This is a genomic window from Halalkalibacterium halodurans (assembly GCF_005671335.1).
Classification (GTDB): Bacteria; Bacillota; Bacilli; order Bacillales; family Bacillaceae_D; genus Halalkalibacterium; species Halalkalibacterium halodurans.
Genome location: NZ_CP040441.1, coordinates 3,697,218 through 3,723,792, shown reverse-complemented (window position 1 = coordinate 3,723,792; position 26,575 = coordinate 3,697,218). Strand labels below are relative to the sequence as shown.

The following is a 26,575-nucleotide window of genomic DNA, read 5'->3' as shown; positions in this document are numbered from 1 at the left end:
AGATGCGCACCTAATTGTTGACGAAATTCAAAAAACTCGGTAAACTACTACTAATCCTTTATCTTGTTAGTATATTAGCGAACTAAAGTATCTGTTTGTTGATCCTAAAGCTAGGAGTGTGGAGAATGTCAAAGCCGTTTATGTTTGAGAAACCATTTGGCATGCGGGATACCCTTCCTGAATGGTATAAGACGAAAAAGAATATTTGTGATCAAATGACCGAAGAAATCAACCTTTGGGGTTACGATATGATAGAAACACCAACGCTTGAGTATTATGAGACGGTGGGAGTTGTATCGGCCATTTTAGATCAGCAGTTGTTTAAGCTGTTGGATCAACAAGGGAATACCCTTGTGCTCAGACCTGACATGACCGCTCCAATTGCGCGCCTTGTTGCCTCCAGCTTAAAAGATCGGGCGTATCCATTACGACTTGCCTATCAGTCCAATGTTTACCGAGCGCAACAAAACGAAGGGGGCAAGCCAGCAGAATTTGAGCAATTAGGTGTTGAATTAATTGGTGACGGGACGGCGAGTGCTGATGGGGAAGTGATCGCTCTCATGATCGCCGCATTAAAACGGGCGGGTCTATCCGAATTTAAGGTGGCGATTGGCCATGTAGGTTATGTGAATGCTTTGCTGATGGATGTGGTCGGTAATGAGCAACGGGCGGATCGTTTGCGTCGGTTTTTATATGAGAAAAATTATGTAGGCTACCGTGAGCATGTGAAAAGTTTAAACCTGTCCACTATTGATAAAAGCAGACTCATGAACTTACTGTCATTACGCGGGGGGCGGGCTGCGATCGAAGAGGCGAGAGGGCTGATCCAAACGGAAAAAGGAAAAACGGCCCTTGCGGAAATGACGAAACTTTATGAGGTGTTGGAGAGTTACGGTGCGAGCGAATATGTAAAATTTGATCTAACCCTCGTTCTCCATATGAGCTACTATACGGGCGTCGTGTTTGAAGGATATGGCAACCGGCTCGGTGTGCCGTTATGTAGTGGCGGCCGGTATGATGAGTTGTTATCGAAATTCCATCGTCCAGCTCAGGCAACTGGATTCGGTGTGCGCATCGATTTACTGGTGGAAGCATTGAATGGAGAAATCATATCAAATGGACATGAGCAAACATGTATTTTGTTTAGTAATGAGCGTCGGTTTGAAGCAATTGAACTGGCGAGAAAGAAGCGAGCAAACGGAGAAGCGGTCGTCCTACAAGATTTAGCTGGCGTGACAGATGTAGATGCAATGTCGTCAAACTATCAAGATGTGATTTACTGTATTGGAACAGCAGGTAGAGGGGGCGAGGACGCATGAGCATGTTAACGGTAGCGATGCCGAAAGGGCGAATTTTCGATGAAGCTGTCGGGTTATTGAGAAAAGCAGGCTACAACTTGCCAGCTGAGTTCGAGGCTTCGCGAAAGCTCATTGTCGACGTTCCTGAGGAGAATATGCGCTTCATCTTAGCCAAACCGATGGATGTTCCAACCTATGTCGAGCACGGGGTTGCTGACGTAGGGGTTGCAGGAAAAGACGTGATGCTTGAAGAAGAACGGGATGTTTATGAAGTGCTTGACTTGAAGATTAGTGAATGCTACTTAGCGGTTGCCGGGTTACCGAATTATGAGAAAAAGCACGATCTGAATCCAAAAGTGGCGTCGAAATATCCTCATTTGGCGACCCGTTATTTTAAGGAGCAAGGAGAGCAGGTGGAAATCATTAAGCTCAATGGTTCGATTGAGCTTGCCCCACTGATTGGTCTAGCCGATCGAATCGTTGACATTGTGTCGACAGGTCGAACGTTGCGGGAAAATGGACTTGTGGAACTAGAAAAAATGATGACGATCACCTCGCGTCTCATCGTCAACCCGGTAAGTTATCGCATGAAGGATGAGCGCATAGATGAAATGGTTGAACGATTGTTGCAAGTAGTAGAGGGGGATGGCGCATGAAGATCGTAACAATAAATGATTCGGTTAGCTTAAAACGAGATTTAGATACGGGGACGGATATGCAGCAAGATGCCGTCCATTCAATTATTGCCCAAGTACGCGAACAGGGAGATCAAGCCCTTTTTACATTAACCAAGCAATTTGATGGTGCCGACTTGACAACTTTACGTGTGCAGCAAGCCGAGATCGAAGCAGCGTACCGAGAAATGGAGGAGCCTGTACTTCAAGCGATCGGCGAGGCGATTGAAAACATTCGCGATTTTCATGAACGGCAAAAAAGAAATTCATGGATGACGACAAAGCCGGACGGAACGATTCTCGGACAAAAAATAACCCCCCTTGATTCTGTCGGTCTTTACGTTCCAGGTGGTAAAGCAGCCTATCCATCTTCGATCATGATGAATGTCATCCCAGCCCAAGTGGCGGGAGTACAAAACATTGTGATCGTTTCACCACCGCAAAAAGATGGCTCCATCCCGGCCGGTGTTCTTGTAACTGCGGCTGAGTTAGGAGTTAAGACGATTTTAAAAGTTGGGGGTGCTCAGGCGATCGCTGCCTTAGCCTATGGTACTGAATCAGTCCCTGCCGTTGATAAAATTACGGGCCCTGGTAACATTTATGTCGCTTTAGCAAAACGGGCTGTTTTTGGTCATGTGGACATTGACATGATCGCAGGTCCATCGGAGATTGTTGTGTTGGCTGACGAACGAGCGAATCCGCGCTACATTGCAGCTGATTTATTGTCTCAGGCCGAGCATGATGAACGTGCCTCCGCCATTCTCGTCACGCCATCAAGAGCGTTAGCCGAAGAGGTGGCAGTAGAAGTGGATCAACAGCTCACAACTTTACCGAAGCGGGAAATTGCGGCTGCTTCCATTCGTGATTACGGGGCAATCTACGTAACGGAAACGTTGGAGGAAGCCGTATCTGTTGTAAATGAGCTTGCGCCAGAGCATCTAGAAATTTTAGCAGAAGAGCCAATGTCCTTCTTGGGAAAAATCCGGCATGCAGGGGCGATCTTTTTAGGTCCATACAGCTCGGAGCCTGTAGGTGATTACTTTGCCGGACCGAATCACGTACTTCCAACGAATGGGACGGCTCGGTTTTCAAGTCCATTAAATGTGGACGATTTCGTGAAAAAATCAAGCATTATTTCCTATAGCAAAGCAGCTCTATTGGAGAACGGTGCAAAAATTTCTGCACTTGCCCGGCTAGAAGGACTGGAAGCTCACGCTCGAGCAATTGACATTCGATTGGAGGATGAACGATGAGAAAGGCAACAATTGAGCGAAAGACTGGAGAGACGCAAATTTCACTCATATTTGCGGTTGACGGCGAAGGCCAATCGAATCTAACAACTGGAGTTCCATTCATGACCCATATGCTCGATTTGTTTACGAAGCACGGTCATTTCAATTTGACGATCGATGCAAAAGGAGATACCGAAGTGGATGACCACCATACAACCGAGGATCTTGGCATTTGCCTTGGTCTAGCGCTTAAGGAGGCACTCGCTGATAAAAAAGGGATTCGTCGGTACGGTAGCGCTTTTGTCCCAATGGACGAAACGCTTGCTCAAGTCGTTGTCGATTTAAGTAACCGTCCCCATCTAGAGTTTCGTGCGGACATGCCGAGTGAGAAAGTGGGCACATTCGATACAGAGCTCGTGCACGAATTTTTATGGAAGCTAGCGCTTGAGGCGAGAATGAATCTTCATGTCATCGTGCACTATGGCGAAAACACACACCATATCATTGAGGCGATTTTTAAGGCGCTTGCTCGCGCCCTCGATGAAGCCACGACGATCGATCCACGTGTCAAAGGTGTACCTTCTACGAAAGGAATGTTATAAATGCTCGGCATCATTGATTATGGTATGGGAAACTTGCACAGCGTCAGTAAAGCACTTGAACGATTATCATGGTCGTATATCGTCTCCGAACAGCCTGAGGAATTGCAAAAGGCAGACGGCTTAATTTTGCCAGGAGTAGGGTCGTTTCATGACGCGATGTCCATTTTAAATGAGACGGGGCTTACGGCCTTTATAAAAGATTGGGTAGACGAAGGAAAACCGCTGTTAGGCATTTGCCTAGGGATGCAGCTGTTGTTTGAAGAGAGTGAAGAAAATAAACGGACGAAAGGGTTGTCGTTGCTGCCAGGTCGCGTCATACGCTTTCCAGGTGTTGCAACGGACGGTTCAACGTATAAAGTGCCGCATATGGGGTGGAATCAGTTAACCTTTCGAAAGCCGAACCACCCGTTATTAACGGATGTTGAAGAGGGGCATGTTTATTTTGTTCACTCTTATGTCGTAAAGACGGATGCGGACGATGTTCTGCTTGCGACGAGTCATTATTATGAAACGGTGCCAGCGGTCGTTGGGCGTGGGAACATTCTTGGGACTCAATTTCATCCAGAGAAAAGCAGCAACGTTGGGATGAGTATTTTACGCAATTACGGAGCAATGGTGGAAAAGGGAGTGAAGGCGCGTGGCTAAGTTTATCATTTACCCGGCGATTGATATGCGCGACGGCAAATGTGTTCGTCTCGTCCAAGGCGACTACAATCAAGAGACCGTTTATGGGGATTCTCCGTTTACCATGGCAAAGTCGTTTGCCGAACAAGGTGCTGAATGGATTCATATGGTCGATTTAGATGGAGCTAAGGCAAAAGAACGTATGAACCACGAGCACGTCGTTAAGGTCGCAACAGAGCTCGATGTGAACGTTCAAGTTGGGGGCGGAATCCGAACGGCAGAGGACATCGCGTATTACCTAGACCGGGGAATCAGTCGGGTGATTTTAGGGAGTGTGGCCGTGAACAATCCTGCGTTTACGAAAGAAATGTTGCAGAAATATGGCGGAGAAAAAATCGCCATCGGCTTAGATGCGCGCGACGGGTACGTGGCAACGGAAGGCTGGCTGGAAACGTCCTCGGTAAAAGCGGAAACGCTTGGGCAAGAGCTCGCCCGGCATGGGGCAGAAGTCTTTATTTTTACTGATATTTCTCGCGATGGCATGCTGTCGGGCCCGAATACGGAGGCGATTGTTCAGCTAGCGAAGGCGACAGGAAAACAGGTGATCGCATCAGGAGGGGTTAGCTCCTTACAAGACCTCGATGCTCTCAGAAACGAAAAGCAGAACGGAATCGCAGGGGCTATTGTCGGTAAAGCCTTGTACACGAATCAATTTACGCTGGAAGATGCGTTAAAGGAGGAGAGCTAATGCTCACAAAGCGGATCATTCCATGCTTAGATGTGAAGGATGGCCGGGTCGTCAAAGGGGTGCAATTCGTTGACTTACGTGATGCTGGTGACCCTGTAGAGCTTGCTGCCTTTTACGATGAACAAGGAGCAGATGAACTGGTATTTCTTGATATTTCAGCCTCCCACGAAGGGCGTGAGACGATGATTGATGTGGTCGAAAAAGTGGCAGGAACGCTGGCGATTCCGTTTACCGTTGGAGGAGGGATCAACTCCCTGGAGGACATGAAGCGCGTGCTGCGTGCAGGAGCAGATAAAGTATCGTTAAATACAGCAGCGGTTACGCGTCCAGAGCTTATTACTGAAGGTGCCGACTATTTTGGCTCCCAGTGTATCGTCGTTGCGATTGATGCAAAATTCGATGTAGCCCTTGGATCTTGGCGTATTTACACCCATGGAGGACGGACACCGACAGAATGGGAAGTGTGTGACTGGGCGAGAGAAGCAGTCCGTCGCGGAGCTGGGGAAATTTTGCTCACAAGCATGGATCAAGATGGTGCGAAGACGGGCTTTGACCTTGCCTTGACGACCAAGGTGAGTGAAGCCGTGAGCGTTCCAGTGATTGCCTCAGGTGGTGCCGGAGCAAAGGAAGATTTTGTGGACGTTTTTATGAATGCTTATGCGGATGCCGCTTTGGCCGCTTCCATTTTCCATTATAAAGAAACATCAGTTGCTGAAGTGAAAACGCATTTGCGTGAAGAAGGGGTGGCGGTACGATGAACGTGGATGATCTAACATTTGACGACAAGGGGCTCATTCCGGCTGTTGTCCAAGATGCGCAAAGCAAGGAAGTTGTAACGCTCGCTTATATGAATCGTGAATCGTTCGAAAAAACGGTGGAAACAGGAGAAACTTGGTTTTACAGCAGATCGCGACAAGAGCTTTGGCATAAAGGGGCAACGTCTGGTCATACACAAAAAGTGGTCGACATTCGTTACGATTGCGACGGCGATGCATTAGTCGTTCTAGTCGAACTGAAAGGGCCAGCATGTCATACAGGGAAGTATTCCTGCTTTTTTGAATCGGTTTTCGGCAAAAAAATATATGGAGCTAGCGATCGATTTGGAATCATAGCAACGCTTGAAGCACTTATTGCTGAGCGAGAAGCTGAAATGCCTGAAGGGGCCTATACGACCTATTTATTTGAAAAAGGTGTAGACAAAATATTGAAAAAGGTCGGAGAAGAGGCAACAGAAGTAGTCATTGCTGCAAAAAATCGCGATGCCGAAGAGCTGAAGTGGGAAGTGGCTGACTTGCTTTATCATTTGCTCGTCCTTCTTCGTGAACAGAAGCTTCCCCTCGATGAGGTGCTAGCCGTACTTGAAGAAAGGCATCGCCCAAAAGAGGAGTGACGGATGTGAACGACTTTGCTTAGCTCGTGCAAGGTCGTTTTCTTTTGTAAGGGACAGGGATAAATAAACAATGACTCCCCTGTAGGACTGGCAACAAGCCAAGACTCTCTCACATTAAAACTTAATGGTCAAATCAAGCTTGTTGAAACAAATCGTAGAAGGTCATTTTGCTTAAATGAAGACTTGATTTTCAATAAAAAAACGACGATGATAGAAAAGGAACAATTTATGAGAAACGGTGTGATTTTGTGCCACAAACGATGTTACTTGCGAAAATAGAACAGGAATTAGCTTCTTTTCCAGCGGCGGAGACGAAGGTTGCAAACTATGTCCTGAAACATCCGGAGCTTGTCCCAACGATGACGACAAAGCAGTTGGCGGAGCAAGCCAATGCCAGCCAATCAAGCATTGTCCGATTTTGTAAGCGCTTAGGTTTAGAAAGCTTCCCGAAACTGAAGCTGGCGCTAGCGAAAGAACTAACCCGAAAAGAAGCTTACATTAACAGTGCCTCCCTTTTAGAAACCGATGATTCCCCACCGATCTTATTTCAAAAGGTCTCGTCGTTGAATCAAATGGCTTTAGATATGGCAACAAAAGCGATGAATGAACAGGCATTTACGGAAGCGGTTGAGCAAATGGTGAAAGCCAAAAAAATAGCCTTTTTTGGTGTTGGTGGCTCATTTACGTCATGTATCGACGGTCAGTATAAATTTATGCGTTTAGGCTTTCACTCACTTGCCTCAGGTGACTATCATCAGATGATCCCATTTATTACGATGATGGATGAGCAGGATGTGGTGATCTGTATGAGTACGTCTGGAAATACGAAGGAAGTACTCGACATAGCAGACTATGCAAAGGAGCGAAACGTTAAGCTTATTGGAATTACAGCGTCATCCCGTTCTGCTCTTACCCGTAAAGCGGCTGTTTCATTACTCATCCCTGATATTGAAGTACAGCAGCGGATCGGAAGCATTGCTTCAAGGACGAGCCAATTAAATGTGATCGACGCTCTCTACGTTTCTGTTTTCCACCGAATCGGAAGCGACCTTCTTGATGCGTTTGATGCATCGCGAAAGAAAACAGAAGAAAAACGAAAGTGAGGCTGGGACAAAACTAGCCAGACGAAAAAAGTTCGGATCATCAAAATAAAATGGTCAGAACTTTTTTCTGTTCATTCATGTATAAACGTAAACCCTGAATCATTTTAATACTAGTGAAGCATTCCAAGTATTATTGATTCTAGCCCCTATTGTATATCCTATTACTTTTAAACCAAGTAGGCTGTATTCTTAGTAGAGTCCAGAGTATGTATTGTATTATATAATAAATTTAAAAGAGGTGATTGCTTTGGGAAGGGTCAATAAAAAGATCATTGGAATGAGCATGATTATCCCTTTGTTACATGTCGTTTTTTTTCCACCAAGTAGAATAAGTTCAACAGGTATTTCAGAGTATGCTATGGGATTTCCTTTTCACTTTATCTGGTATAGAGATTTTGATGGGTTTGTGTCGAATAAGCTTTTATTATTTACGCCAACTGAGTTTTTAAAAACAGAAATCAATCTGGTATATTATTTTTTATCTATTGTTCTTATCTATCTTGTTCTCTATTTATGCTTCAAATTATCTAGACGAATAACTCCATTTAATATAAAAGCACAAAAACACTAGACCTTCGGATGTAAAATCAGGACCTCGATTAGCTGAATCCTTGCCCGCAGCAAGCGAGTGTTTTTGAAACAATCAACCCTGTATAAAATAACAGCTGAAAAATAAGAGTGGTACTCCGGCGGTGAGTGCACTCTTATTAACTATGTTCTAGCCACCTTTCATGGCATTTTTCTAAGCACTTAAAACGTCGATAAAGGATGGAAGAATAAAAAATGATCGCATCCGCCAATTGGTATCTAATAAAGGAGCACGGGACATTATTTTGTGTTCTTGAGAATGAAGCGGATTCTTATTGACATAAAATGAAACTAAATTTCATATAAAACTATTAATAGGTTGATTTTTAATTTTATAATCTAGTATAATGAAAGCGAATACAAAAGGAGGCGAAAGGACTGAAACGTCATGCTAGATAAACTAACTACGGAATTGCGCAACGAAAAGACGATGAATCTTGATGAGATGAATACGATTGAAATCTTAACAGCAATGAACGAAGAGGATCACCGCGTTCCGCAGCAAATTGCACAAGCTCTTCCGGCGATCGCCCCGCTTGTAGAAGAAACAATCAAAGCAATGAAGCAAGGAGGACGGCTTATCTATGTAGGGGCAGGAACGAGTGGGAGACTAGGCGTCTTAGATGCGGCAGAATGTCCGCCGACGTTTGGGGTCGCACCAGATCGAGTGATTGGCTTAATTGCTGGCGGGGAAAAAGCTTTTATTGAAGCGAAAGAGGGAGCTGAGGATGATGAAGGTCTAGGAGAGGCGGACCTGAAAAAGATCCAACTGACCGTTCGGGATGTGGTTGTTGGCATAGCTGCAAGTGGCCGAACACCTTATGTCATTGGTGCACTGAAGTATGCGAATCAAGTTGGTGCGGTGACTGGAAGTTTAGCTTGTAACCGAGGAGCGGCAATCTCAAGAATAGCGACTTATCCAATTGAGGTGGAAACAGGAAGTGAAGTATTAACGGGTTCGACCAGATTGAAGGCGGGAACAGCGCAAAAACTCGTTCTCAATATGATTTCAACGACGGTGATGATTGGTTTAGGAAAAGCATATAAAAACTTAATGGTAGATTTAAAGCCCACGAATGAAAAGCTTCGTGAGCGCTCAAAGCGCATCATTATGGAAGCGACTGACGTGGAAGCTGCAGTTGCTGAGAAGCATTTACGGGAAGCAGGTGGTGTTGTCAAAGTTGCGATTATCACGATATTAACTGGTTGTTCGGTAGACCAGGCACAAATGACGCTTGACCGCAACGGTGGTTTTATCCGAAAAGCGGTTCACGAGCTTAATTAACGGATAAAAAGGGGGATCAACATGAAAAAAGAAGAAAGGCTGGCCAAAGAGATATTAGAACACGTAGGCGGCGTGGAAAACATTAAACGATTAGCTCATTGTATGACGCGAATTCGTTTAGACCTTCACGATGATAAGCTGGTAGACATCGCGCAATTAAAAAACATTGATGGTGTGATGGGCGTTGTGGAGGATGACACGCTACAAATTGTTGTCGGTCCAGGAACGGTCAATAGAGTAGCAGCCAAGATGTGTGAGCAAACAGGGTTATCGTTAAATGAAGTAGACGACCCCGACCATGTCGCAGAGGATACGAAGCAAGCGATTAAAAAGAAAAACAATACGCCGATTAAAAACTTTTTGAAGCGAATAGGGAGTATCTTTATTCCGCTTATTCCAGCGCTCGTTGCTTCAGGATTAATTAATGGCGGAGCGAACTTTGCTCAAAATGCAGGCGTCTCCCCTGACACGACATGGCTACAAATATTGCTCGTCATTGGTAGTGGAATTTTCACCTTCCTAGCGATTCTCGTCGGCTGGAATACGGCGAAAGAGTTTGGCGGCACACCAGCCCTTGGCGCGATAGCTGGTATTTTAATCATTAACCCTGCGTTGGAAAACGTGACCCTTTTTGGTGAGCAGCTCGTCCCAGGTCGAGGTGGGATCTTTGCTGTCTTGTTAGCCGGTTGGCTTATGGCCGTCGTTGAAAAGCAAATACGAAAAGGTGTCCCTTCAGCTGTTGATATCATTTTGACCCCATTTTTAACGGTTCTTATCGTCGGTGTAAGTACAATCGTCGTTCTTCAGCCTGTTGGTGGCTGGATTGCAGAAGGAGTGACAGCAGGAATTAACGGAGTCCTCGACATTGGGGGGGCAGTGGCAGGAGCGATTTTAGCAGGAACGTTCCTACCTCTTGTCATGGTCGGGATGCATCACGGGCTAACCCCGATTCACCTCGAGTTTATTAATAGTCAAGGGGTGACCCCGCTTTTAACGATTTTAGCGATGGCAGGGGCAGGTCAAGTAGGCGCCGCGATTGCCGTCTTCGTCAAAACAAAAAATCAGCGTTTGAAAAATACTGTAAAAGGGGCATTGCCTGTTGGTTTCCTTGGCATTGGAGAACCGCTACTTTACGGGGTAACACTCCCACTCGGGCGTCCATTTATTACAGCATGTTGTGGTGCGGCAGTCGGTGGAGCCTTCCAAGCGGTCATGTCAACAGCGGCAGTCGGTATTGGTGTATCCGGTCTCTCCTTAATTCCACTCATTGCTGAAAATAAATATTTCATTTATTTCTTAGGATTGGTCGTTTCGTACACGTTCGGATTTTTGTTTACGTATTTGTTTGGATACAAAGAAGAAATGGCAGAAAATATCGGTTAAATGGAAGGTGAACGGTAATGGAACGAGGCTTCTCTCTGTTTTTAGGAAACAGTGGATACCGTACAGATCAGACACAATATATACGTAGAATGAGCGAGGCTCGGTTTACCTTCGTGTTTACGTCTCTTCATATTCCAGAGGAGGATGCCGCCCTCTATGTAGAGCGACTCGATCAACTTGTAAGAGAGGCGCATAGGTGTGGATTGCGTGTAATCGTCGATGTGTCCCCTTCTTCTTTACCTTATGTGGCCTCTCTTGACGAGTCCGTAGATGGCCTAAGGTTGGATTATGGTTTTTCAGCAGAGGCGATCATGGAGTTGGCAAAAACGTATCAGATCGCTTTCAATGCAAGCACGTTGACAGAAACGTTTTTACATGAACTTGTCAATCAAGGACTCTCGTTGAAAAACGTGGAGGCGTGGCACAATTATTACCCTAGACCAGAGACAGGGCTTAGCTTGGAATGGATCAAACGTAGGAATCAATGGCTTCACACCCAAGGCTTAAAAACCGTTGCCTTTGTTAGTGGGGATGGGCAAAAACGTGGTCCGCTCTACCGAGGGTTGCCGACCGCTGAAGCCCATCGAGAGGTTTCTCCTTATGGTGCTGCGAGGGATTTGCATGATCAGTTACACACGGATGCCATCGTCATTGGGGATCAGGATCTCTCTCCTTATTCCCTTATGACATTTCGTGAAAATGAGGCGCGGCTCCGCGTAAGTGTACGGGAAGATATTCAAGAAGCTGAGTTAGCATTATTACAGCTTCCCCATCGGCAACGCTTTGACCCTGCAAGAGATGTCATTCGCTCAGAGACATCGAGGCCGTACGCTCGCAAAGGGGAATTTGCTATCCGTGCGAAAGAGACCCAGACGCCTAGCTCTCGACTGAAGGGTACGGTGACAATTGATAATGAAACATATGGTCGCTATGAAGGGGAACTTCAGATTATGAAAAAAGAATTGCCTTTTGATGAAAAAGTAAATGTTGTCGCCAACGTGAGGGAGGAAGATATGATTCTACTAGACATCCTTCGTCCTGGAGAACCGTTTCGATTGGTCACCGATGAGTAATGATAGGCAGCTTATCCGGAGAAGCAAGGGGAAAACCTTGTTTCTCCTTGCTATTTCTTAACACATGATGGTTCTATAAGAGAAATCCTCGGTTTTCTTCATTTCTCTTACTTTTTCTTCATTCTTCTAGCGATTTTCTCTTTTATTCGCGGACTTCCGACAATTTACCTAAAATCTCCCACCACTATGACGAAAAATGTTGTATAATGCAAGGAGATGTTTGAGAGGGTTGGAGGGAATCGAACTTCATGGATGTATCGATAGAATCAGGAAAAAAGAAGATCATCCCCTTTATTCAAAGTGGAGATTACTTCTTTCGTCGCGGTGTGATTGCTTTTCGCAAAAATCATTTGTCTCGCGCTGTAAAGCTGTTAGAACGGGCGGTTAAATTAACAGAACAGGAGCCTGTTTTTCATATACAGCTAGCTGCAGTCCTTTCAGAGCTAGGTCACTACGAACGCTCCAATGACATTCTCGAATCGGTTGTGCAAAACTTAGATCCAGGCCATAGTGAGTGCCATTTTTTTATGGCTAATAACTATGCTTATTTAGGACTGTTCGAAAAAGCAGAGCATTGTGCGATAGCTTATTTAAGTGATCAGCCTGACGGTGAGTTTGCCAAGGATGCTCATGATTTGTTGGACCTTCTTCGTTTTGAAAAGGAGGAGGAAGGGGATGAGTGGGAAAATGAGCTCACACCAACCGATCAATTTTTGTTAGAACATGAAAAGGCCTGTCAACTTCTTGAAGAGGGGCAGCTGAAAGAGGCCATTGTCCTCCTTGAAAAGTTAATGGATGAAGAGCCTTCCTATTGGACAGCTTACAATCAATACGCCCAAGCGTTGTTTCGCTTAGGGAATGTTGAAAAGGCATTTGAGGTGTGCGAGCACATCCTTGAAGAAGATCAGGGAAACCTGTTTGCCCTTTGCAACATGGCGTTATTTTATAAGAAACAAGGTCAGCAACAACAAGCGGAATCACTGATTCAAGCCTTATCTGCGGTTCATCCAATGGACCGAGCCCATCGTTTTAAAGTGGCGCAAGTTTTGTGCGCTGTCGGTGCGTATGAACAAGCCTATGATCGTTTAAAGGAATTAGAGTGGACGTCGATTAGTAGTGACCCTGAGTGGCATTTTTGTATTGGTGTTGCAGCGTATCACCTTGGCCAAGAAGAAATAGCGCTTCGATATTGGAAAAAAGCAGCCACTCTTGGTGTCCAACAAGCAGCTGACTATTATGCCATGAGTATCGTCGATATTTTGCAAAAAGAGGACGTTACGTATGAAGGGTGGCATGTGAAGCAAAAAAGTAGACAGAACAGCTGATCATTTTTTACGATAAACAGAGGAAGCACTGATCATACTAAGGGCATGGGATTACGATAAGGAGAGTGTATAGGAATGGGTGAAGAACAAAAAGTATACGATGTGGTGATTGCCGGGGCTGGTCCAGCAGGGATGACAGCCGCTGTTTATACGTCACGGGCTAATTTAAGCACCGTCATGGTTGAACGTGGAGTCCCAGGGGGGCAAATGGCCAACACGGAAGATGTAGAAAACTATCCCGGCTTCGACCATATTTTAGGACCGGAGCTTTCAACAAAAATGTTTGAGCATGCGAAAAAATTCGGTGCAGAATATGCATATGGTGATATTAAAGAAATTATCGATCAAGGCGATTTGAAGCTAGTGAAAGCAGGAAATAAGGAATATAAAGCTCGTGCGGTCATCGTGGCAACAGGAGCTGAGTATAAAAAGCTAGGTGTCCCAGGAGAAAAAGAATTAAGCGGGCGCGGTGTTTCTTACTGTGCGGTTTGTGACGGTGCTTTTTTCAAAGGTAAAGAGCTTGTCGTCGTTGGTGGTGGTGACTCTGCGGTTGAAGAGGCGGTCTACCTCACCCGTTTTGCGTCAAAGGTTACGATCATTCACCGTCGCGATCAATTGCGAGCGCAAAAGATATTACAGCAACGGGCGTTTGACAATGACAAGATTGAGTTTATTTGGGATCATGTCGTCAAACAAATCAACGGGACGGACGGAAAAGTGAGCAGCGTAACGATCGAGCATGCGAAAACAGGGGAACAGCAAGATTTTAAAACAGATGGTGTGTTCATTTACATTGGAATGCTTCCGTTAAATGAAGCGGTTAAAAACTTAAACATTTTGAATGACGAAGGGTACATTGTGACAAACGAAGAGATGGAAACGAGCGTACCAGGTATTTTCGCTGCTGGTGATGTTCGCGAAAAATCGCTTCGACAAATTGTTACAGCAACGGGGGACGGGAGCTTAGCGGCGCAAAATGTACAACACTACATTGAAGAGTTGGCTGAAAAAGTAAAAAATTAATAGTGAATAATGGAAAACGTAACTCCATTTTAATCCGGTTGTAACAGCTGTGAAATAAAGAGAGCGTATGATAAAGGTAAGTAATTGACCCCCTTTTTTATATATTTTTTGCACGGACCTTGTGTCCGTGCCCTTTTTTTATCTATTCACAATCAGATTAATCGGCTCTACAATAAATGTTGGGGTTTTTGCACAAAAGAGGGCAAAAAAAATGCACGCAGGCTCCTTTATCCATTATCCTTGAATTGTCGAGAAACAAAGAAAGGATAGGAGCTGCGTGTACGATGAATTTTACCATGGATTTGCCCGGATTAAAAGGTGTGAAGGTCACAAAGATGGAGGAACGAGAGGGCTTTATCGCGCTCCATGTAGAAATGCCGCGAACGCCTCATCGTTGCCCATCCTGCGGGGAGAGAACCGAGAGAATCCATGATTACCGCATCCAAAAAGTTCAACATCTCAAGCTCTTTGAACGGTGGGTGTATCTATTCTATCGAAAGCGCCGGTACGCGTGCAGATGCGGGAAGCGGTTTGCGGAGAAAGCCTGTTTTGTAGAGCGATATCAGCGTCAGACAGTGGAATGGAATCAAGCGTTTCGCTTACGGCTCATTCAAGGGAAGAACTTTACGGACACAGCGAATCAATTCCAAACGTCCGTGACAACTGCCATGCGCCGGTTTGATCAATTGGCGGCCCCCCTCGTGAAGAAGGTGGATCACCTTCCTCCTCGGATTGCGATTGATGATTACAAAGGGGATACGAATGCGGGGAAATATCAAGTGATCATTGCGGATGCAGATACACGGAAGCCACTGGATATCTTACCGGATCGTAAAGCCGATACGCTTAAACGATATCTTCAAGAGAAGGGTCATCATGTGAAAACAGTCGTGATGGATCTAAGTTATACCTTCAAGTCGGCTGTTCAAAAGGCCTTAGGCCACCCGCTCATCATTGGGGATCCGTTCCATTTCTGTCGTTACATCTACTGGGCTCTGGAAGGGGTTCGCCGCCGAGTGCAAAAAGCGTTCCATCCGTATCATCGAAAACGATGTAAACGGATCAAACATCTGTTTCAGAAAGAGAGAGAAGGACTGGATGATAAGCAAAAGAAGAAGGTGGAGCGGTACTTAGAGCTATCCCCTGATTTAAGGGAAGCGTATGAGCTAAAAGAACATTTTCGTCAGTGGTATCAAGAAGCGAAGATGCAAGGAAGGGAAGGACGAATGAGCGAGGTGAAACAAGGGCTCTACGCCTTTTACCGAAGAGTGGAGGCGAGCCCGTTAAAGGAGTTCCACCGAGCCATTCAGACGCTGAAGAACTGGCAGACCGAGATCTTGAATAGCCTCGCGTTTGGCTTAAACAATGGTTTTATTGAAGGACTGAATAATCAAACGAAGGTGATTAAGAGAAATGCCTTTGGTTTTCGGCGTTATGATCGCTTGCGAAACCGTATTCTCTTGCATCATCAATTCAAACATCAAACATTCGGGGTAGGATAAGAGGGGCTCGCCCTCCTATGCCACCCCAACATTTGACTAAGAACCGATTAATCGACACGATCCTCATCAAGTGATCAACACCGTTCCCTATGCGATGACAAAAAGCGTTGTAACATCCTTTGCTGTTTACATCAGAACAATTGTGACGCCTTATAAATGAAGGTATAATGGAAGTGGACGAGAACGTGAGGTGAAGTCGTTGCAACGTGTAACTAATTGTATTGTCGTTGATCATGATCAAGTATTATTATTGCAAAAACCTAGACGTGGCTGGTGGGTCGCTCCTGGAGGGAAAATGGAGGCAGGAGAATCCATTCTTGAGACAGTCAAGCGTGAATATTGGGAGGAAACGGGCATTACCGTTAAAAACCCTGAATTGAAGGGGATTTTTTCAATGGTGATCTTCGATGAAGGGAAGATTGTTTCCGAATGGATGCTCTTTACGTTTAAGGCAACTAAGTATGAGGGCGAAATGCTTAAACAATCTCCGGAAGGAAAGCTCGAGTGGAAAAAGAAGGATGAGGTTCTTGAACTCCCAATGGCTGCAGGGGATAAATGGATTTTTAAGCATGTCCTTCATTCTGATCGCCTCTTGTATGGCACCTTTCACTATACACCAGATTTTGAGCTATTATCGTATCGGTTAGACCCAGAACCACAAATGAAAAAGGGGGTCTGAAAGATGAACGTAAAGGAAGAAATCGATATTGTCATTATTACAGGAATGTCTGGAGCAGGGAAAACCGTTGCCGTACAAAGCCTCGAAGATTTAGGATACTTCTGTGTAGATAATCTGCCCCCAGCGCTCATTCCTAAGTTTATTGAGTTAATTGAAAGTTCTAGCGGGAAAATGAATAAGCTGGCCCTTGTGATCGACCTACGTGGACAAACGTTTTTCGATCAGCTGTTTGAGTCGATTGATCTTCTTGACCAATCATCACTGTCAAAGTATAACATTCAAATTTTATTCTTGGATGCAAAGGATGCCAAGCTTGTTCAACGCTATAAAGAGACACGCAGGTCTCATCCGCTTGCGAAGCACGGTTTGCCTCTCGATGGCATAAAAAAGGAAAGAGAACTATTAGAGGATTTAAAAGGGCGAGCACAACAAATTATTGATACAACCGACTTAAAGCCCATCCAATTGCGGGAGAAAATTATTCAACGTTTTTCATGTGAAGAGCATCATTCATTCACCGTAAATATGATGTCATTTGGGTTTAAGTATGGGATACCGATTGACGCAGATTTAGTATTTGATGTTCGGTTTTTACCGAATCCCCATTATGTCGATCACTTGCGCCCGAAAACAGGGCTGGAGGAAGAAGTGTCCTCCTATGTTTTAAAATGGACGGAAACACAGCAGTTTATCGAGAAGCTGGAAGATTTACTTTCCTTCATGCTCCCACAGTATAAGCGGGAAGGGAAAAGCCAGGTTGTGATTGGAATCGGTTGTACAGGAGGAAAACACCGCTCCGTCACATTAGCAGAACATTTTGCCAAGGTGTTTGCTAATGAATACATGATGCACGTCAGCCATCGAGACGTGGAAAAGGGGAAGGAACGTTAACGTGAGAAAAAAGAATGTAGTCGTCTTTGGTGGGGGAACAGGGTTATCAGTCCTGTTGCGAGGGTTGAAAACCTTTCCTGTTTCCATCACGGCGATCGTTACCGTAGCAGATGATGGGGGGAGCTCCGGTCGTCTTCGGAAAGAGCTAGACATTCCACCGCCAGGCGATGTGCGCAATGTGCTTGTCGCGCTATCAGAAGTCGAACCGTTACTCGAGCAATTGTTTCAGCACCGGTTTGAAAATGGCAATGGGCTGTCTGGACATTCGCTGGGAAATTTACTTCTTGCAGGAATGACATCGATTACAGGCGACTTTGCCCGTGGTATTTCTGAAATGAGTAAGGTCCTTAATGTTCGAGGGAAAGTGTTACCCGCTTCGAACCGGAGTATTATTTTGCATGGAGAGATGGAGGATGGGACGATCGTAACAGGCGAATCGTCCATTCCGAAAGCAGGAAAAAAGATTAAACGTGTATTTTTAACGCCAAAAGATACGAAGCCGTTGCGAGAGGGGCTCGAAGCCATTCGAAAGGCAGATGTGATTGTCATCGGACCTGGAAGTCTTTATACGAGTGTTCTGCCCAATTTGCTCGTTCCGGGCATTTGTGAGGCGATTAAGCAATCAAGCGCACGAAAAGTATATATATGCAATGTTATGACACAAAATGGAGAGACCGATGGCTATACGGCAAGTGACCATTTGCAAGCGATAATTGATCATTGCGGTGTGGGAATTGTCGATGATATTCTCGTGCATGGCGAGCCAATTTCTGATACGGTTAAAGCAAAGTATGCAAAAGAGAAAGCAGAGCCTGTCATCGTCGATGAACATAAATTAAAGGCATTAGGCGTAGGAACGATAAGTGATTACTTTGTACTTGAACAAGATGATGTTCTCCGTCATAATGCTAGTAAAGTTTCAGAGGCGATTCTTGAGGGAAAGCCAAGAACCTCGTCATCTATTCAATGAGTGTAGTGAAAGCGAAATCAAGGTTGCGACAGGCTACACGTAACATATAAAGGGGTGAGGTGCGTGTCTTTCGCAGCCACGACAAAGAAAGAGTTAACCCAGTTGGAAACGGATTTATGTTGTTCAAAGGCAGAGCTTGCCGCTCTCATTCGCATGAACGGATCCCTTTCCTTTGTAAATAAACAATTAGGGCTTGATGTGACGACAGAAAATGCAGCGATTGCGAGACGGATCTACACACTCATTAAAAAAGTATTTCCGATGATGTTCGTTGAACTTCTTGTGCGAAAAAAAATGAGATTGAAGAAAAACAATGTCTATCTTGTCCGCTTGAAGCAGGAAACGGAGACATTGCTCAAAGAACTAAAAATTATCGGAGAAGGATTTCAAATCCACCGGACGATCTCCACTGACATTGTTAGCGCCACATGCTGTCGTCGAGCCTATTTGCGGGGAGCGTTTCTCGCTGGAGGTTCGATTAACCACCCTGAAACCTCTTCGTACCACCTTGAGATATTCTCACTATATGAGGAACATAACGAGTCTCTTTGTGAATTAATGAACTCTTTTCAATTAAACGCAAAAAAATTGGAACGTAAAAAAGGGTTTATTACGTATATTAAGGAAAGTGAAAAGATCACTGAGTTTTTAAATATTATTGGTGCCCACCAAGCGCTGCTCTATTTTGAAGACGTTCGCATTATGAAGGATATGCGGAATTCAGTCAATCGCCTGGTGAACTGTGAGACGGCCAACTTAAATAAAACAGTGGGAGCCGCCTTACGTCAAGTCGAGAACATAAAGTTTCTTGATCAAGAAATTGGGTTAGATGCTCTACCGACAAAACTTCGAGAAATTGCCGAATTACGTTTAAAACACCAAGACGTCACCTTAAAGGAACTCGGGGAAATGGTCGAAAGTGGGAAAGTGAGCAAATCGGGTGTGAATCACCGACTGCGAAAAATCGACGAACTCGCTGAAAAACTACGTGCTGGTGTTCCTGCTGAATCATCATCGTCCCGATGACACATACCATTTTAGTTTAATTAGATTGGAGGAGATTGGATTGGTTGAAAAACAAGTAGAAGTGAAGCTGAAAACAGGATTACAAGCTCGCCCTGCTGCTCTCTTTGTTCAGGAAGCGAATCGCTTCATCTCAGAAATCTTCATTGAGAAGGATGGAAAGAAAGTAAATGCCAAAAGCATCATGGGTCTCATGAGCTTGGCCATTGGCTCCGGATCAACGATCACATTGATCACAGAAGGAAATGATGAACAGGAAGCGATGGAGGCTCTTATCGCATTCATCGAAAAGGAATAACGTACGTAAATAAAAAGAGGCTGGGACAAATCTAACTAAGAAGTAATTGTAGAAAGGGCCGACCATCAAAATAAGATGTTTGGACCCTTTTTAGTTGTATTTTTGGTCATCTGTTGTCCTATTAACTGCTCATGGCGGTGTACTTTCTCAAGTTCACCGCCATGAATGCAAAACCTAATTCATTTTTTACCTTCTCTTTTCCTCTCACTGACATACGAGTGAAACCCAAATTAGCCTTCAAAAATCCGAAGACTGGTTCCACATCAATCTTACGTTTACCGTAGATTTCGCCCGTTTTCTCTTCTGAAAGCTTTTGTCTGATGGATTCCTTTTGCTGTTCCCATTTTTCATTGTAGTGTATTTTTCGATTATGGCCTTCTTTAGCCTTGGTGCATTGGGAACGGAATGGGCAACCTGAACAATCCTCACACTCGTAGACTTTAAATGCTCGTGTAAAACCACTTTTATCTTTCCGATTCGATAGGTAACGGAACGTCAACTTTTGCCCGTTTGGACATGTAAAAGAATCTGTTTCCTCGTCATATTCCCAATTGGCAGAGTGAAAGTCGTTATTTTTATATCTTTTTTTCTTCTCCTTACGGTACATATTATACGTGATAAGTGGAGTGCACTCCCGATTCATTACATCTTCATAATTCTGTTCACTACCATACCCTGCATCAGCGACAATGTACTGGGGCAGCTTAAAGAAGTGTTCCTCAATCTTATCCAGAAAAGGAATAAGCGTGCGTGTATCTGTTGGATTTGCGAAGACATCAAATGCAAGCGTATATTGCCCTTCTGTCGCAATTTGCACATTATATCCTGCTTTTAGCTGGCCGTTCTTCATGTAATCATCTTTCATTCGCATAAAAGTGGCATCCGGATCCGTCTTGGAATAACTGTTACGCTCTCCGAATATGGACATGTCGTTTTGGTATTTTTGTTTGCGGGCCAAAAAATCTTTGAACTGTTTGAGGTACTGTTTCGATCTTTTGCGTTCCGAACGTAGTTGTTTACGTTCCTCTACTTCTGCACTTTCTTTAATTTTTTTATCAAATTCCTCCACTTTCTCGTCAAGCTTTTGCACGACCTCGTGGAGTTCTTTAGGAGATAGTTCTTCCTGATCTTCCCGTTCTATTACCGGAATAATTTCCTTTTCCAGCAATTCATCATACATTTGATTGGATTTCTCCACCAAAGCTGCACTGTATTTTTCCGTCGCTTTGCGCCAAACAAACGTAAATTTATTGGCGTTCGCTTCGATCTTCGTCCCGTCAATAAAGATAGCTTCTTCCTCTATCAATTTTTCCTGCACAAGCTGGCAACGAAATTGGACGAAGCACTGACGTAGTAGTTCTTTTACGTCTTCGTGGACACGAAAGCGATTGATGGTACGGTAACTCGGTTCGTATCCTTGAGCCAGCCACATCATACGAATACTATCCTTGAGTAATGCTTCCATTTTTCTTCCGGAGAAAACAGATTGTGTGTAAGCACATAAAATCACTTTCATCATCATTCGTGGATGGTAAGCAGGGCTGCCCGTGTCACGCAAAAAACTGGCGAAGGCTTCATCAGGAATCTGTTCCACGAGGTCATTTACAGTGTAGGCAATATCCTTTTCCTGAAGCTTTACTTCTAAATCTAACGGCAAAATCACTTGATCCATGTTATAATATTTAAACATAAGGACACCCCCGGTAAGTTATTGTGTGGTTACTTTAATTTTACCAGAAGGTGTCCTTTAGGTTTCAACAAATTAGTTGATTGTAGCGAAAGGAGCGAGACGCCTTCGGGAAAAGCATTCGGCGAAGATCCCGCAGGGCGGTTTTCCCGAGGAAGCTGAGGCAATGCCCGAGGCAAGCGAGCATCCTGTAGCGAAAATCAACAACAAAGTTTAGCAGAGCATAAAAAGGAAAGAGAGACACCCACCCAAACTTATTGGGATGAGTGCCTCTCTATTTTTTATTTACCGGGTTTTGTCCCAGCCTCTTTTTATTTTGTTGTTTCAATCACTTTGTCGATGAGCCCATACTCGCGAGCTTTTTCGGCTGTCATGAAATTGTCGCGGTCAGTATCCTTCGCGATTTGCTCAAGCGGTTGGCCTGTGCGCTCTGCTAAAATGCGATTCAATGTTTCACGCATTTCAAGAATTCGGCGTGTATGGATTTCGATATCGGATGCTTGCCCACGTGTTCCGCCAAGCGGTTGATGAATCATCACTTCACTGTTAGGTAAAGCAAACCGTTTCCCTTTTGCACCAGCCGCAAGTAAGAAGGCTCCCATTGAAGCGGCCATCCCGATGCAAATGGTTGAGACGTTTGGTTTAATGTACTGCATCGTGTCGTAGATTGCCATTCCCGCAGTAATTGAGCCACCTGGGCTGTTAATATAAAGAGAGATATCTTTATCAGGGTCTTCCGCTTGTAAGAACAGCAATTGGGCGACAATGGAATTGGCTACATTGTCGTCAATCGCAGTACCGAGCATAATAATCCGGTCTTTCAGTAGTCGAGAATAAATGTCATACGCGCGTTCGCCGCGGTTTGTTTGTTCAATGACAGTAGGAATTAAATTCATAGATACTGCCTCCTTTATTTTTTTAACTCAGATGATGAAGCCTTACTCATCGCTTCTATGTACATATTACCTAAAAGGTCAAAGAAGGTCAAATGAAAAGTCTTAACCTGGATAAATTCATATTCACCTTCCTTCGGATAAATCCCTGCTTACCATCGTTACCTTTTTTGAAATGAATTAAACATTTATTCAGGACAAGTTGAAGGTAAGTAAAGTTTTTCTATTAGTGCATGATCTCGATCCTCATGTATAATATGTAGTAGAGTGTTAAAAGATCTGCCAAAATAAATTTTACCGTAAGCGCTTACAATCGTCAGCGGTTAGACGTTTATATGCTATGATGAAAACAAGTGAGGAGGATCGACATGGAATTTGGTCTTTTCCAACAGCAGACGACAAGTCTTGTCATGACAAATGAATTACGTCAGGCGATCTCCTTATTACAATATTCAACAGTAGACTTGGCAGCGTTTATTGAGGAACAAGCTCTTGAAAACCCGTTAATCGAGCTAAAAGATCGGTCAGATCGTGTCCTATCTGAACATATCAGAATGATGAGGGAAGAGCGCCCAGAAGGAGAAGGGACATTAGATTGGAGCCAATCATCTCCTTTTGACTATTTACATGTTGAACGACTGAATTTAAGTGACTATTTAATTCAACAAGCGAGAGATTTGCCTTTAAATAAAAATGAGTTTGAATGGCTTTGTTATTTTATTTATAGTTTGCGTGATGACGGCTATTTATCGAGAAGTCTTCATAGCCTTCAAGCGGATCTTGGTCTAACCGATCAAGAGGCGGAAAAAACACTGTATCATTTACAACATTTAGAGCCTGCTGGGATCGGAGCTAGGTCTCTTCAAGAATGCCTTCTGCTTCAACTTCAACGGAAAAAGCAGCGAGACCCATTGGCTGAGACGATCGTCGAACATTATATGGAACTATTAGCGGAGAAAAGGTGGAAGATGATTGCTGATGACTTACAAATTTCATTAGCAGATGTGCAGCGTGTGTATGATTGCATTCAGCAGCTTGACCCGAGACCGGGCAGTCAAATAGGGGGAGAGCCGACAAACTACCTTGTTCCAGATGTGACGATCGATTGGGTTGAAGGTGAGCTAACGATTTTATTGCAGGATGACTATTTACCGAAAATTACGCTGAACCGGCAATACCAGACGTTGTTAACGGATGGAGAAGGGGAAGCGGCGCAATATGCGAAGGAAAAGTATCATCAGATGCAATGGCTCGTGAAAAGCATTCAGCAGCGCCAGCAGACGCTTTTAAAGGTAACAGAAGCGATCTTGCGTAAGCAGCGAGCGTTCTTTGAAGAGAAAGAAGGTGCTCTTCAGCCGCTCACCTTGCGTGAGGTGGCAGAAGAAATTGGCGTCCATGAGTCTACGGTCAGCCGAGCAACGACCAATAAGTATGCGCAAACACCACGAGGGCTTCTGGAATTAAAAAGCTTTTTCGTCTCGTCGATTTCGAGTCGGTTTGGTGAAAAGGGGCCTTCTAGTGACTCAGTGAAGAAGCTTGTTCGAAAACTAGTTGAAGAGGAGAACAAAGCGAAGCCATTATCAGACCAAAAGATTGCCCATCTTTTAAAGGATCAATACAACGTTGAGGCTTCAAGACGAGTGATCGCAAAATACCGTGATGAGCTTGGGATCCCATCGTCCACAAAGCGAAAACGTTATGGATAGAGAGGATAGCGATAATGTTGAAGGTGACGTTCTATTCAAAGGAGCAGTGCCCTTTATGTGATAAAGGGCTAGCTAAAATGAAACGATTAAAAGACGAATTTTCGTTTGATCTAGAAGTTGTTGATATTTACGAAGATGATGAATTGCTTGAAAAATATCAGCTTATGATCCCTGTCGTGGCCATTAACGGTGAACAGGTTGATTACGGAATGATTGACGAACAAAAAGTGAAAACGTGGTTTCTTGAAAAAATAAACTAATATCGCTTGTGAAGTGACCGTATCCTTGATAGAATAAAAATGAAGATAAGGATATGGTCTTTATTTTTTGGCTTAATCGGGACGTAAAATGTCTATGAGGGTCAAAAAACGTCCCGGATAGGTTGGGTTTGCGTACAAAGGAGAGTTTGTTGTTATGGATCAACTAATTGACATCCAACGTAAGCTAGCGCCAGACGTTCTAGACATCATGATCAAGCGCTATCGAATCTTGCAATACATACGACTCATGCAACCGATTGGCCGGCGAAGCTTATCTTCAAGTTTAGCGATTTCTGAGCGAGTGTTACGCGGGGAAGTAACGTTTCTGAAGGATCAAGGGTTACTCATGTTTGCACCGACGGGCATGTATGTGACAGCGGAAGGCGAGAAGCTCTATGAACAGCTAGAAGGGGTGATGAAGGAGCTGCTCGGTTTACGCGATCTAGAAGCGAATTTAAGGTCACGTCTAGGTGTAAAAGAAGCGATTGTCGTTCCAGGAGATAGTGATGCCTTTACTTGGGTGAAGCGCGAGTTAGGACGAGCGTGTATCGCCCGTATGAAGGAAGCGGTCAAGCCTCATGATGTCATTGCTGTAATGGGGGGGACGACTCTGGCGGCGGTAGCGGAAATGATGACGCCCGATCCGAACATGGAAACGGTCACGTTTGTCCCGGCAAGAGGGGGCCTTGGCGAGCAAGTAGAAAACCAGGCGAACACCATTAGCGCGCAAATGGCTGGGAAAGCTGGGGCCAATTATAAGTTGCTTCACGTTCCAGACCAGCTCAGTGAAGAAACGTACGCTTCACTCATCGCCGAACCAGGTGTGCGAGATATTCTTGAAAAAATCAAGTCAGCGAGCATGGTGATTCATGGAATTGGGGAAGCTAATACTATGGCTTTGCGTCGAGGTTCTAGTGAAGAGTTCTTACACAAGCTTACAGAGGAGCAAGTAGTGGCTGAGGCTTTTGGTTATTATTTTGATAAAAAGGGAACTGTCCGTTATAAGCAGCGCACGATCGGACTTCAGCTCGACACGCTAGATGATTCGAAGCTGGTGATTTCAGTGGCTGGTGGGGCGTCAAAAGCAGAGGCCATTTCCGCTTACATGAATTATCGCCCAAGCGATGTGTTAATCACAGATGAGGAAGCTGCCAAACGGTTGCTCTCAATGTAATGGTTCAAGTCACTTAGTATTTTTTGCTAAGTAACTATAAAACATTTTTTCACCAAACACGAGGAGGAGTTTTTTATGGCTACAAAGATTGGAATTAACGGTTTTGGACGTATCGGTCGTAACGTGTTCCGTGCAGCACTTAATAACCCAAATGTGGAAGTCGTGGCAATCAACGACTTAACAGATGCAAACATGCTTGCACATCTTCTCAAGTACGATTCTGTTCATGGCAAGCTTGACGCTGAAGTGAAAGTGGATGGAGATAGCCTTGTTATTAACGGTCATTCTGTAAAAGTTAAAGCAGAGCGCGACCCAGCACAACTAGGTTGGGGAGATCTTGGCGTAGAGGTTGTTGTAGAATCAACAGGCCGTTTCACAAACCGTGAAGATGCAGCGAAGCATCTAGAAGCTGGTGCGAAGAAGGTCATTATCTCTGCTCCTGCGAAAGATGAAGACATTACCGTCGTTATGGGTGTTAACGAAAATAAATATGACCCAGCGAACCATCATGTCCTTTCAAATGCTTCTTGTACAACAAACTGCTTAGCACCATTTGCAAAAGTACTTAACGATAAATTCGGCATTCGTCGCGGAATGATGACGACTGTTCACTCTTATACAAACGATCAGCAAATTCTTGATTTACCACACAAAGATTACCGTCGTGCTCGTGCGGCTGCTGAAAATATCATTCCAACGACAACAGGAGCAGCAAAAGCCGTTGCCCTCGTCCTACCTGAATTAAAAGGGAAACTTAACGGTGGAGCGATGCGCGTACCAACACCTAACGTATCTTTAGTCGACCTAGTAGCTGAGCTTGATAAAGAGGTAACAGCTGAAGAAGTAAACGCAGCTCTTAAAGAAGCAGCTGAAGGCGATCTTAAAGGAATTCTTGCATACAGCGAGGAGCCGCTTGTTTCTGGCGACTACAACGGAAACCCTGCGTCTTCTACAATTGATGCCCTTTCAACGATGGTGATGGAAGGCAACATGGTCAAAGTCATTTCTTGGTATGATAACGAGTCTGGTTACTCTCACCGTGTTGTAGATCTCGTTGATTATATCGCAAAACAAGGCCTATAATAGAGTTGCGTTTGACAACGTGAAAGAGGAGGAAGAGAAAACGATCTTTTCTCCTCTTTCG

General features: G+C 44.5%; 26 protein-coding genes. 24 read left to right on the top strand and 2 right to left on the bottom strand.

The genetic code is table 11. The features are described from left to right. The first annotated feature begins 125 nt into the window (after positions 1-125). The 20 genes from FED51_RS18240 to FED51_RS18145 all read left to right on the top strand — a co-directional run bounded on the left by FED51_RS18240 (position 126) and on the right by FED51_RS18145 (position 19,711). Positions 126-1,319: an ATP phosphoribosyltransferase regulatory subunit gene (locus FED51_RS18240; RefSeq protein WP_010899712.1), complete on the top strand. Its 1,194-nt coding sequence runs from the start codon at positions 126-128 to the stop codon at positions 1,317-1,319. Continuing rightward, on the top strand, positions 1,316-1,954 hold the full coding sequence (gene hisG, locus FED51_RS18235; protein ID WP_010899711.1) for an ATP phosphoribosyltransferase: 639 nt from the start codon (positions 1,316-1,318) through the stop codon (positions 1,952-1,954). The genes FED51_RS18240 and hisG overlap by 4 nt, the downstream gene beginning before the upstream one ends. Continuing rightward, positions 1,951-3,225: a histidinol dehydrogenase gene (gene hisD / locus FED51_RS18230; RefSeq protein WP_053430293.1), complete on the top strand. Its 1,275-nt coding sequence runs from the start codon at positions 1,951-1,953 to the stop codon at positions 3,223-3,225. Before hisG ends, hisD begins: the two co-directional genes overlap by 4 nt. After that, a complete protein-coding gene (gene hisB, locus FED51_RS18225) occupies positions 3,222-3,806 on the top strand; it encodes an imidazoleglycerol-phosphate dehydratase HisB (RefSeq protein ID WP_053430294.1) in 585 nt (194 codons plus the stop codon). The genes hisD and hisB overlap by 4 nt, the downstream gene beginning before the upstream one ends. Next, positions 3,807-4,451, top strand: a complete 645-nt coding sequence (hisH, locus tag FED51_RS18220; RefSeq protein WP_010899708.1) for an imidazole glycerol phosphate synthase subunit HisH — start codon at positions 3,807-3,809, stop codon at positions 4,449-4,451. It begins immediately after the preceding gene. Next, on the top strand, positions 4,444-5,178 hold the full coding sequence (gene hisA, locus FED51_RS18215; RefSeq protein WP_010899707.1) for a 1-(5-phosphoribosyl)-5-[(5-phosphoribosylamino)methylideneamino]imidazole-4-carboxamide isomerase: 735 nt from the start codon (positions 4,444-4,446) through the stop codon (positions 5,176-5,178). The genes hisH and hisA overlap by 8 nt, the downstream gene beginning before the upstream one ends. Continuing rightward, positions 5,178-5,936: an imidazole glycerol phosphate synthase subunit HisF gene (gene hisF / locus FED51_RS18210; RefSeq protein WP_053430295.1), complete on the top strand. Its 759-nt coding sequence runs from the start codon at positions 5,178-5,180 to the stop codon at positions 5,934-5,936. Before hisA ends, hisF begins: the two co-directional genes overlap by 1 nt. Then, complete coding sequence (gene hisIE, locus FED51_RS18205; RefSeq protein ID WP_053430296.1) at positions 5,933-6,568, top strand: bifunctional phosphoribosyl-AMP cyclohydrolase/phosphoribosyl-ATP diphosphatase HisIE; 636 nt, start codon at positions 5,933-5,935, stop codon at positions 6,566-6,568. Before hisF ends, hisIE begins: the two co-directional genes overlap by 4 nt. Before the next feature lie 248 nt (positions 6,569-6,816). Then, positions 6,817-7,671, top strand: coding sequence for a MurR/RpiR family transcriptional regulator (locus FED51_RS18200; RefSeq protein ID WP_010899704.1), 855 nt, complete (start codon positions 6,817-6,819; stop codon positions 7,669-7,671). A gap of 976 nt (positions 7,672-8,647) precedes the next feature. After that, on the top strand, positions 8,648-9,544 hold the full coding sequence (murQ, locus tag FED51_RS18195; protein ID WP_010899703.1) for an N-acetylmuramic acid 6-phosphate etherase: 897 nt from the start codon (positions 8,648-8,650) through the stop codon (positions 9,542-9,544). A gap of 21 nt (positions 9,545-9,565) precedes the next feature. Next, positions 9,566-10,927 carry a PTS transporter subunit EIIC gene (locus FED51_RS18190; RefSeq protein WP_053430297.1) on the top strand — a complete coding sequence of 454 codons (1,362 nt, stop codon included), beginning with the start codon at positions 9,566-9,568 and terminating at the stop codon, positions 10,925-10,927. Between the two features lie 17 nt (positions 10,928-10,944). Continuing rightward, positions 10,945-12,000: a DUF871 domain-containing protein gene (locus FED51_RS18185; RefSeq protein ID WP_053430298.1), complete on the top strand. Its 1,056-nt coding sequence runs from the start codon at positions 10,945-10,947 to the stop codon at positions 11,998-12,000. A gap of 248 nt (positions 12,001-12,248) precedes the next feature. Beyond that, positions 12,249-13,325: a tetratricopeptide repeat protein gene (locus FED51_RS18180; protein WP_053430299.1), complete on the top strand. Its 1,077-nt coding sequence runs from the start codon at positions 12,249-12,251 to the stop codon at positions 13,323-13,325. Positions 13,326-13,400: 75 nt separating this feature from the next. Continuing rightward, a complete protein-coding gene (gene trxB, locus FED51_RS18175) occupies positions 13,401-14,348 on the top strand; it encodes a thioredoxin-disulfide reductase (protein WP_010899699.1) in 948 nt (315 codons plus the stop codon). A 284-nt stretch (positions 14,349-14,632) separates the two neighbouring features. Further along, positions 14,633-15,850: an ISL3-like element IS651 family transposase gene (locus FED51_RS18170; protein ID WP_138090576.1), complete on the top strand. Its 1,218-nt coding sequence runs from the start codon at positions 14,633-14,635 to the stop codon at positions 15,848-15,850. A 199-nt stretch (positions 15,851-16,049) separates the two neighbouring features. Then, positions 16,050-16,529 carry an 8-oxo-dGTP diphosphatase gene (locus tag FED51_RS18165; protein ID WP_053430300.1) on the top strand — a complete coding sequence of 160 codons (480 nt, stop codon included), beginning with the start codon at positions 16,050-16,052 and terminating at the stop codon, positions 16,527-16,529. A 3-nt stretch (positions 16,530-16,532) separates the two neighbouring features. After that, on the top strand, positions 16,533-17,420 hold the full coding sequence (gene rapZ, locus FED51_RS18160; protein WP_053430301.1) for an RNase adapter RapZ: 888 nt from the start codon (positions 16,533-16,535) through the stop codon (positions 17,418-17,420). 1 nt (position 17,421) lies between these two features. After that, positions 17,422-18,390 carry a gluconeogenesis factor YvcK family protein gene (locus tag FED51_RS18155; protein ID WP_053430302.1) on the top strand — a complete coding sequence of 323 codons (969 nt, stop codon included), beginning with the start codon at positions 17,422-17,424 and terminating at the stop codon, positions 18,388-18,390. Between the two features lie 63 nt (positions 18,391-18,453). After that, positions 18,454-19,416 carry a DNA-binding protein WhiA gene (gene whiA, locus FED51_RS18150; RefSeq protein ID WP_053430303.1) on the top strand — a complete coding sequence of 321 codons (963 nt, stop codon included), beginning with the start codon at positions 18,454-18,456 and terminating at the stop codon, positions 19,414-19,416. 40 nt (positions 19,417-19,456) lie between these two features. Further along, a complete protein-coding gene (locus FED51_RS18145) occupies positions 19,457-19,711 on the top strand; it encodes an HPr family phosphocarrier protein (protein ID WP_053430304.1) in 255 nt (84 codons plus the stop codon). A gap of 121 nt (positions 19,712-19,832) precedes the next feature. Here FED51_RS18145 and FED51_RS18140 read toward each other — a convergent pair whose 3' ends face one another. Continuing rightward, the gene (locus FED51_RS18140) at positions 19,833-21,401 is read right to left on the bottom strand and encodes an IS1182 family transposase (RefSeq protein WP_138090473.1); all 1,569 of its coding nucleotides are present in this window, start codon (positions 21,399-21,401) and stop codon (positions 19,833-19,835) included. A gap of 308 nt (positions 21,402-21,709) precedes the next feature. Then, complete coding sequence (gene clpP / locus FED51_RS18135) at positions 21,710-22,294, bottom strand: ATP-dependent Clp endopeptidase proteolytic subunit ClpP (protein WP_010899693.1); 585 nt, start codon at positions 22,292-22,294, stop codon at positions 21,710-21,712. A gap of 365 nt (positions 22,295-22,659) precedes the next feature. On the opposite strand from clpP, the gene rpoN reads away from it, so the two are divergent. From rpoN to gap, 4 genes are all read left to right on the top strand, one after another. Continuing rightward, positions 22,660-23,997, top strand: a complete 1,338-nt coding sequence (gene rpoN / locus FED51_RS18130; protein ID WP_010899692.1) for an RNA polymerase factor sigma-54 — start codon at positions 22,660-22,662, stop codon at positions 23,995-23,997. A gap of 14 nt (positions 23,998-24,011) precedes the next feature. Beyond that, entirely contained in the window at positions 24,012-24,257 is a 246-nt protein-coding gene (locus FED51_RS18125; protein WP_083445449.1) for a glutaredoxin family protein, read from the top strand. Between the two features lie 154 nt (positions 24,258-24,411). After that, on the top strand, positions 24,412-25,431 hold the full coding sequence (locus tag FED51_RS18120; RefSeq protein ID WP_053430305.1) for a sugar-binding domain-containing protein: 1,020 nt from the start codon (positions 24,412-24,414) through the stop codon (positions 25,429-25,431). A gap of 75 nt (positions 25,432-25,506) precedes the next feature. Continuing rightward, positions 25,507-26,514 (top strand): type I glyceraldehyde-3-phosphate dehydrogenase, encoded by a 1,008-nt coding sequence (gap, locus tag FED51_RS18115; protein WP_053430306.1) that lies wholly within the window; start codon positions 25,507-25,509, stop codon positions 26,512-26,514. The last annotated feature ends 61 nt before the right edge of the window (positions 26,515-26,575 follow it).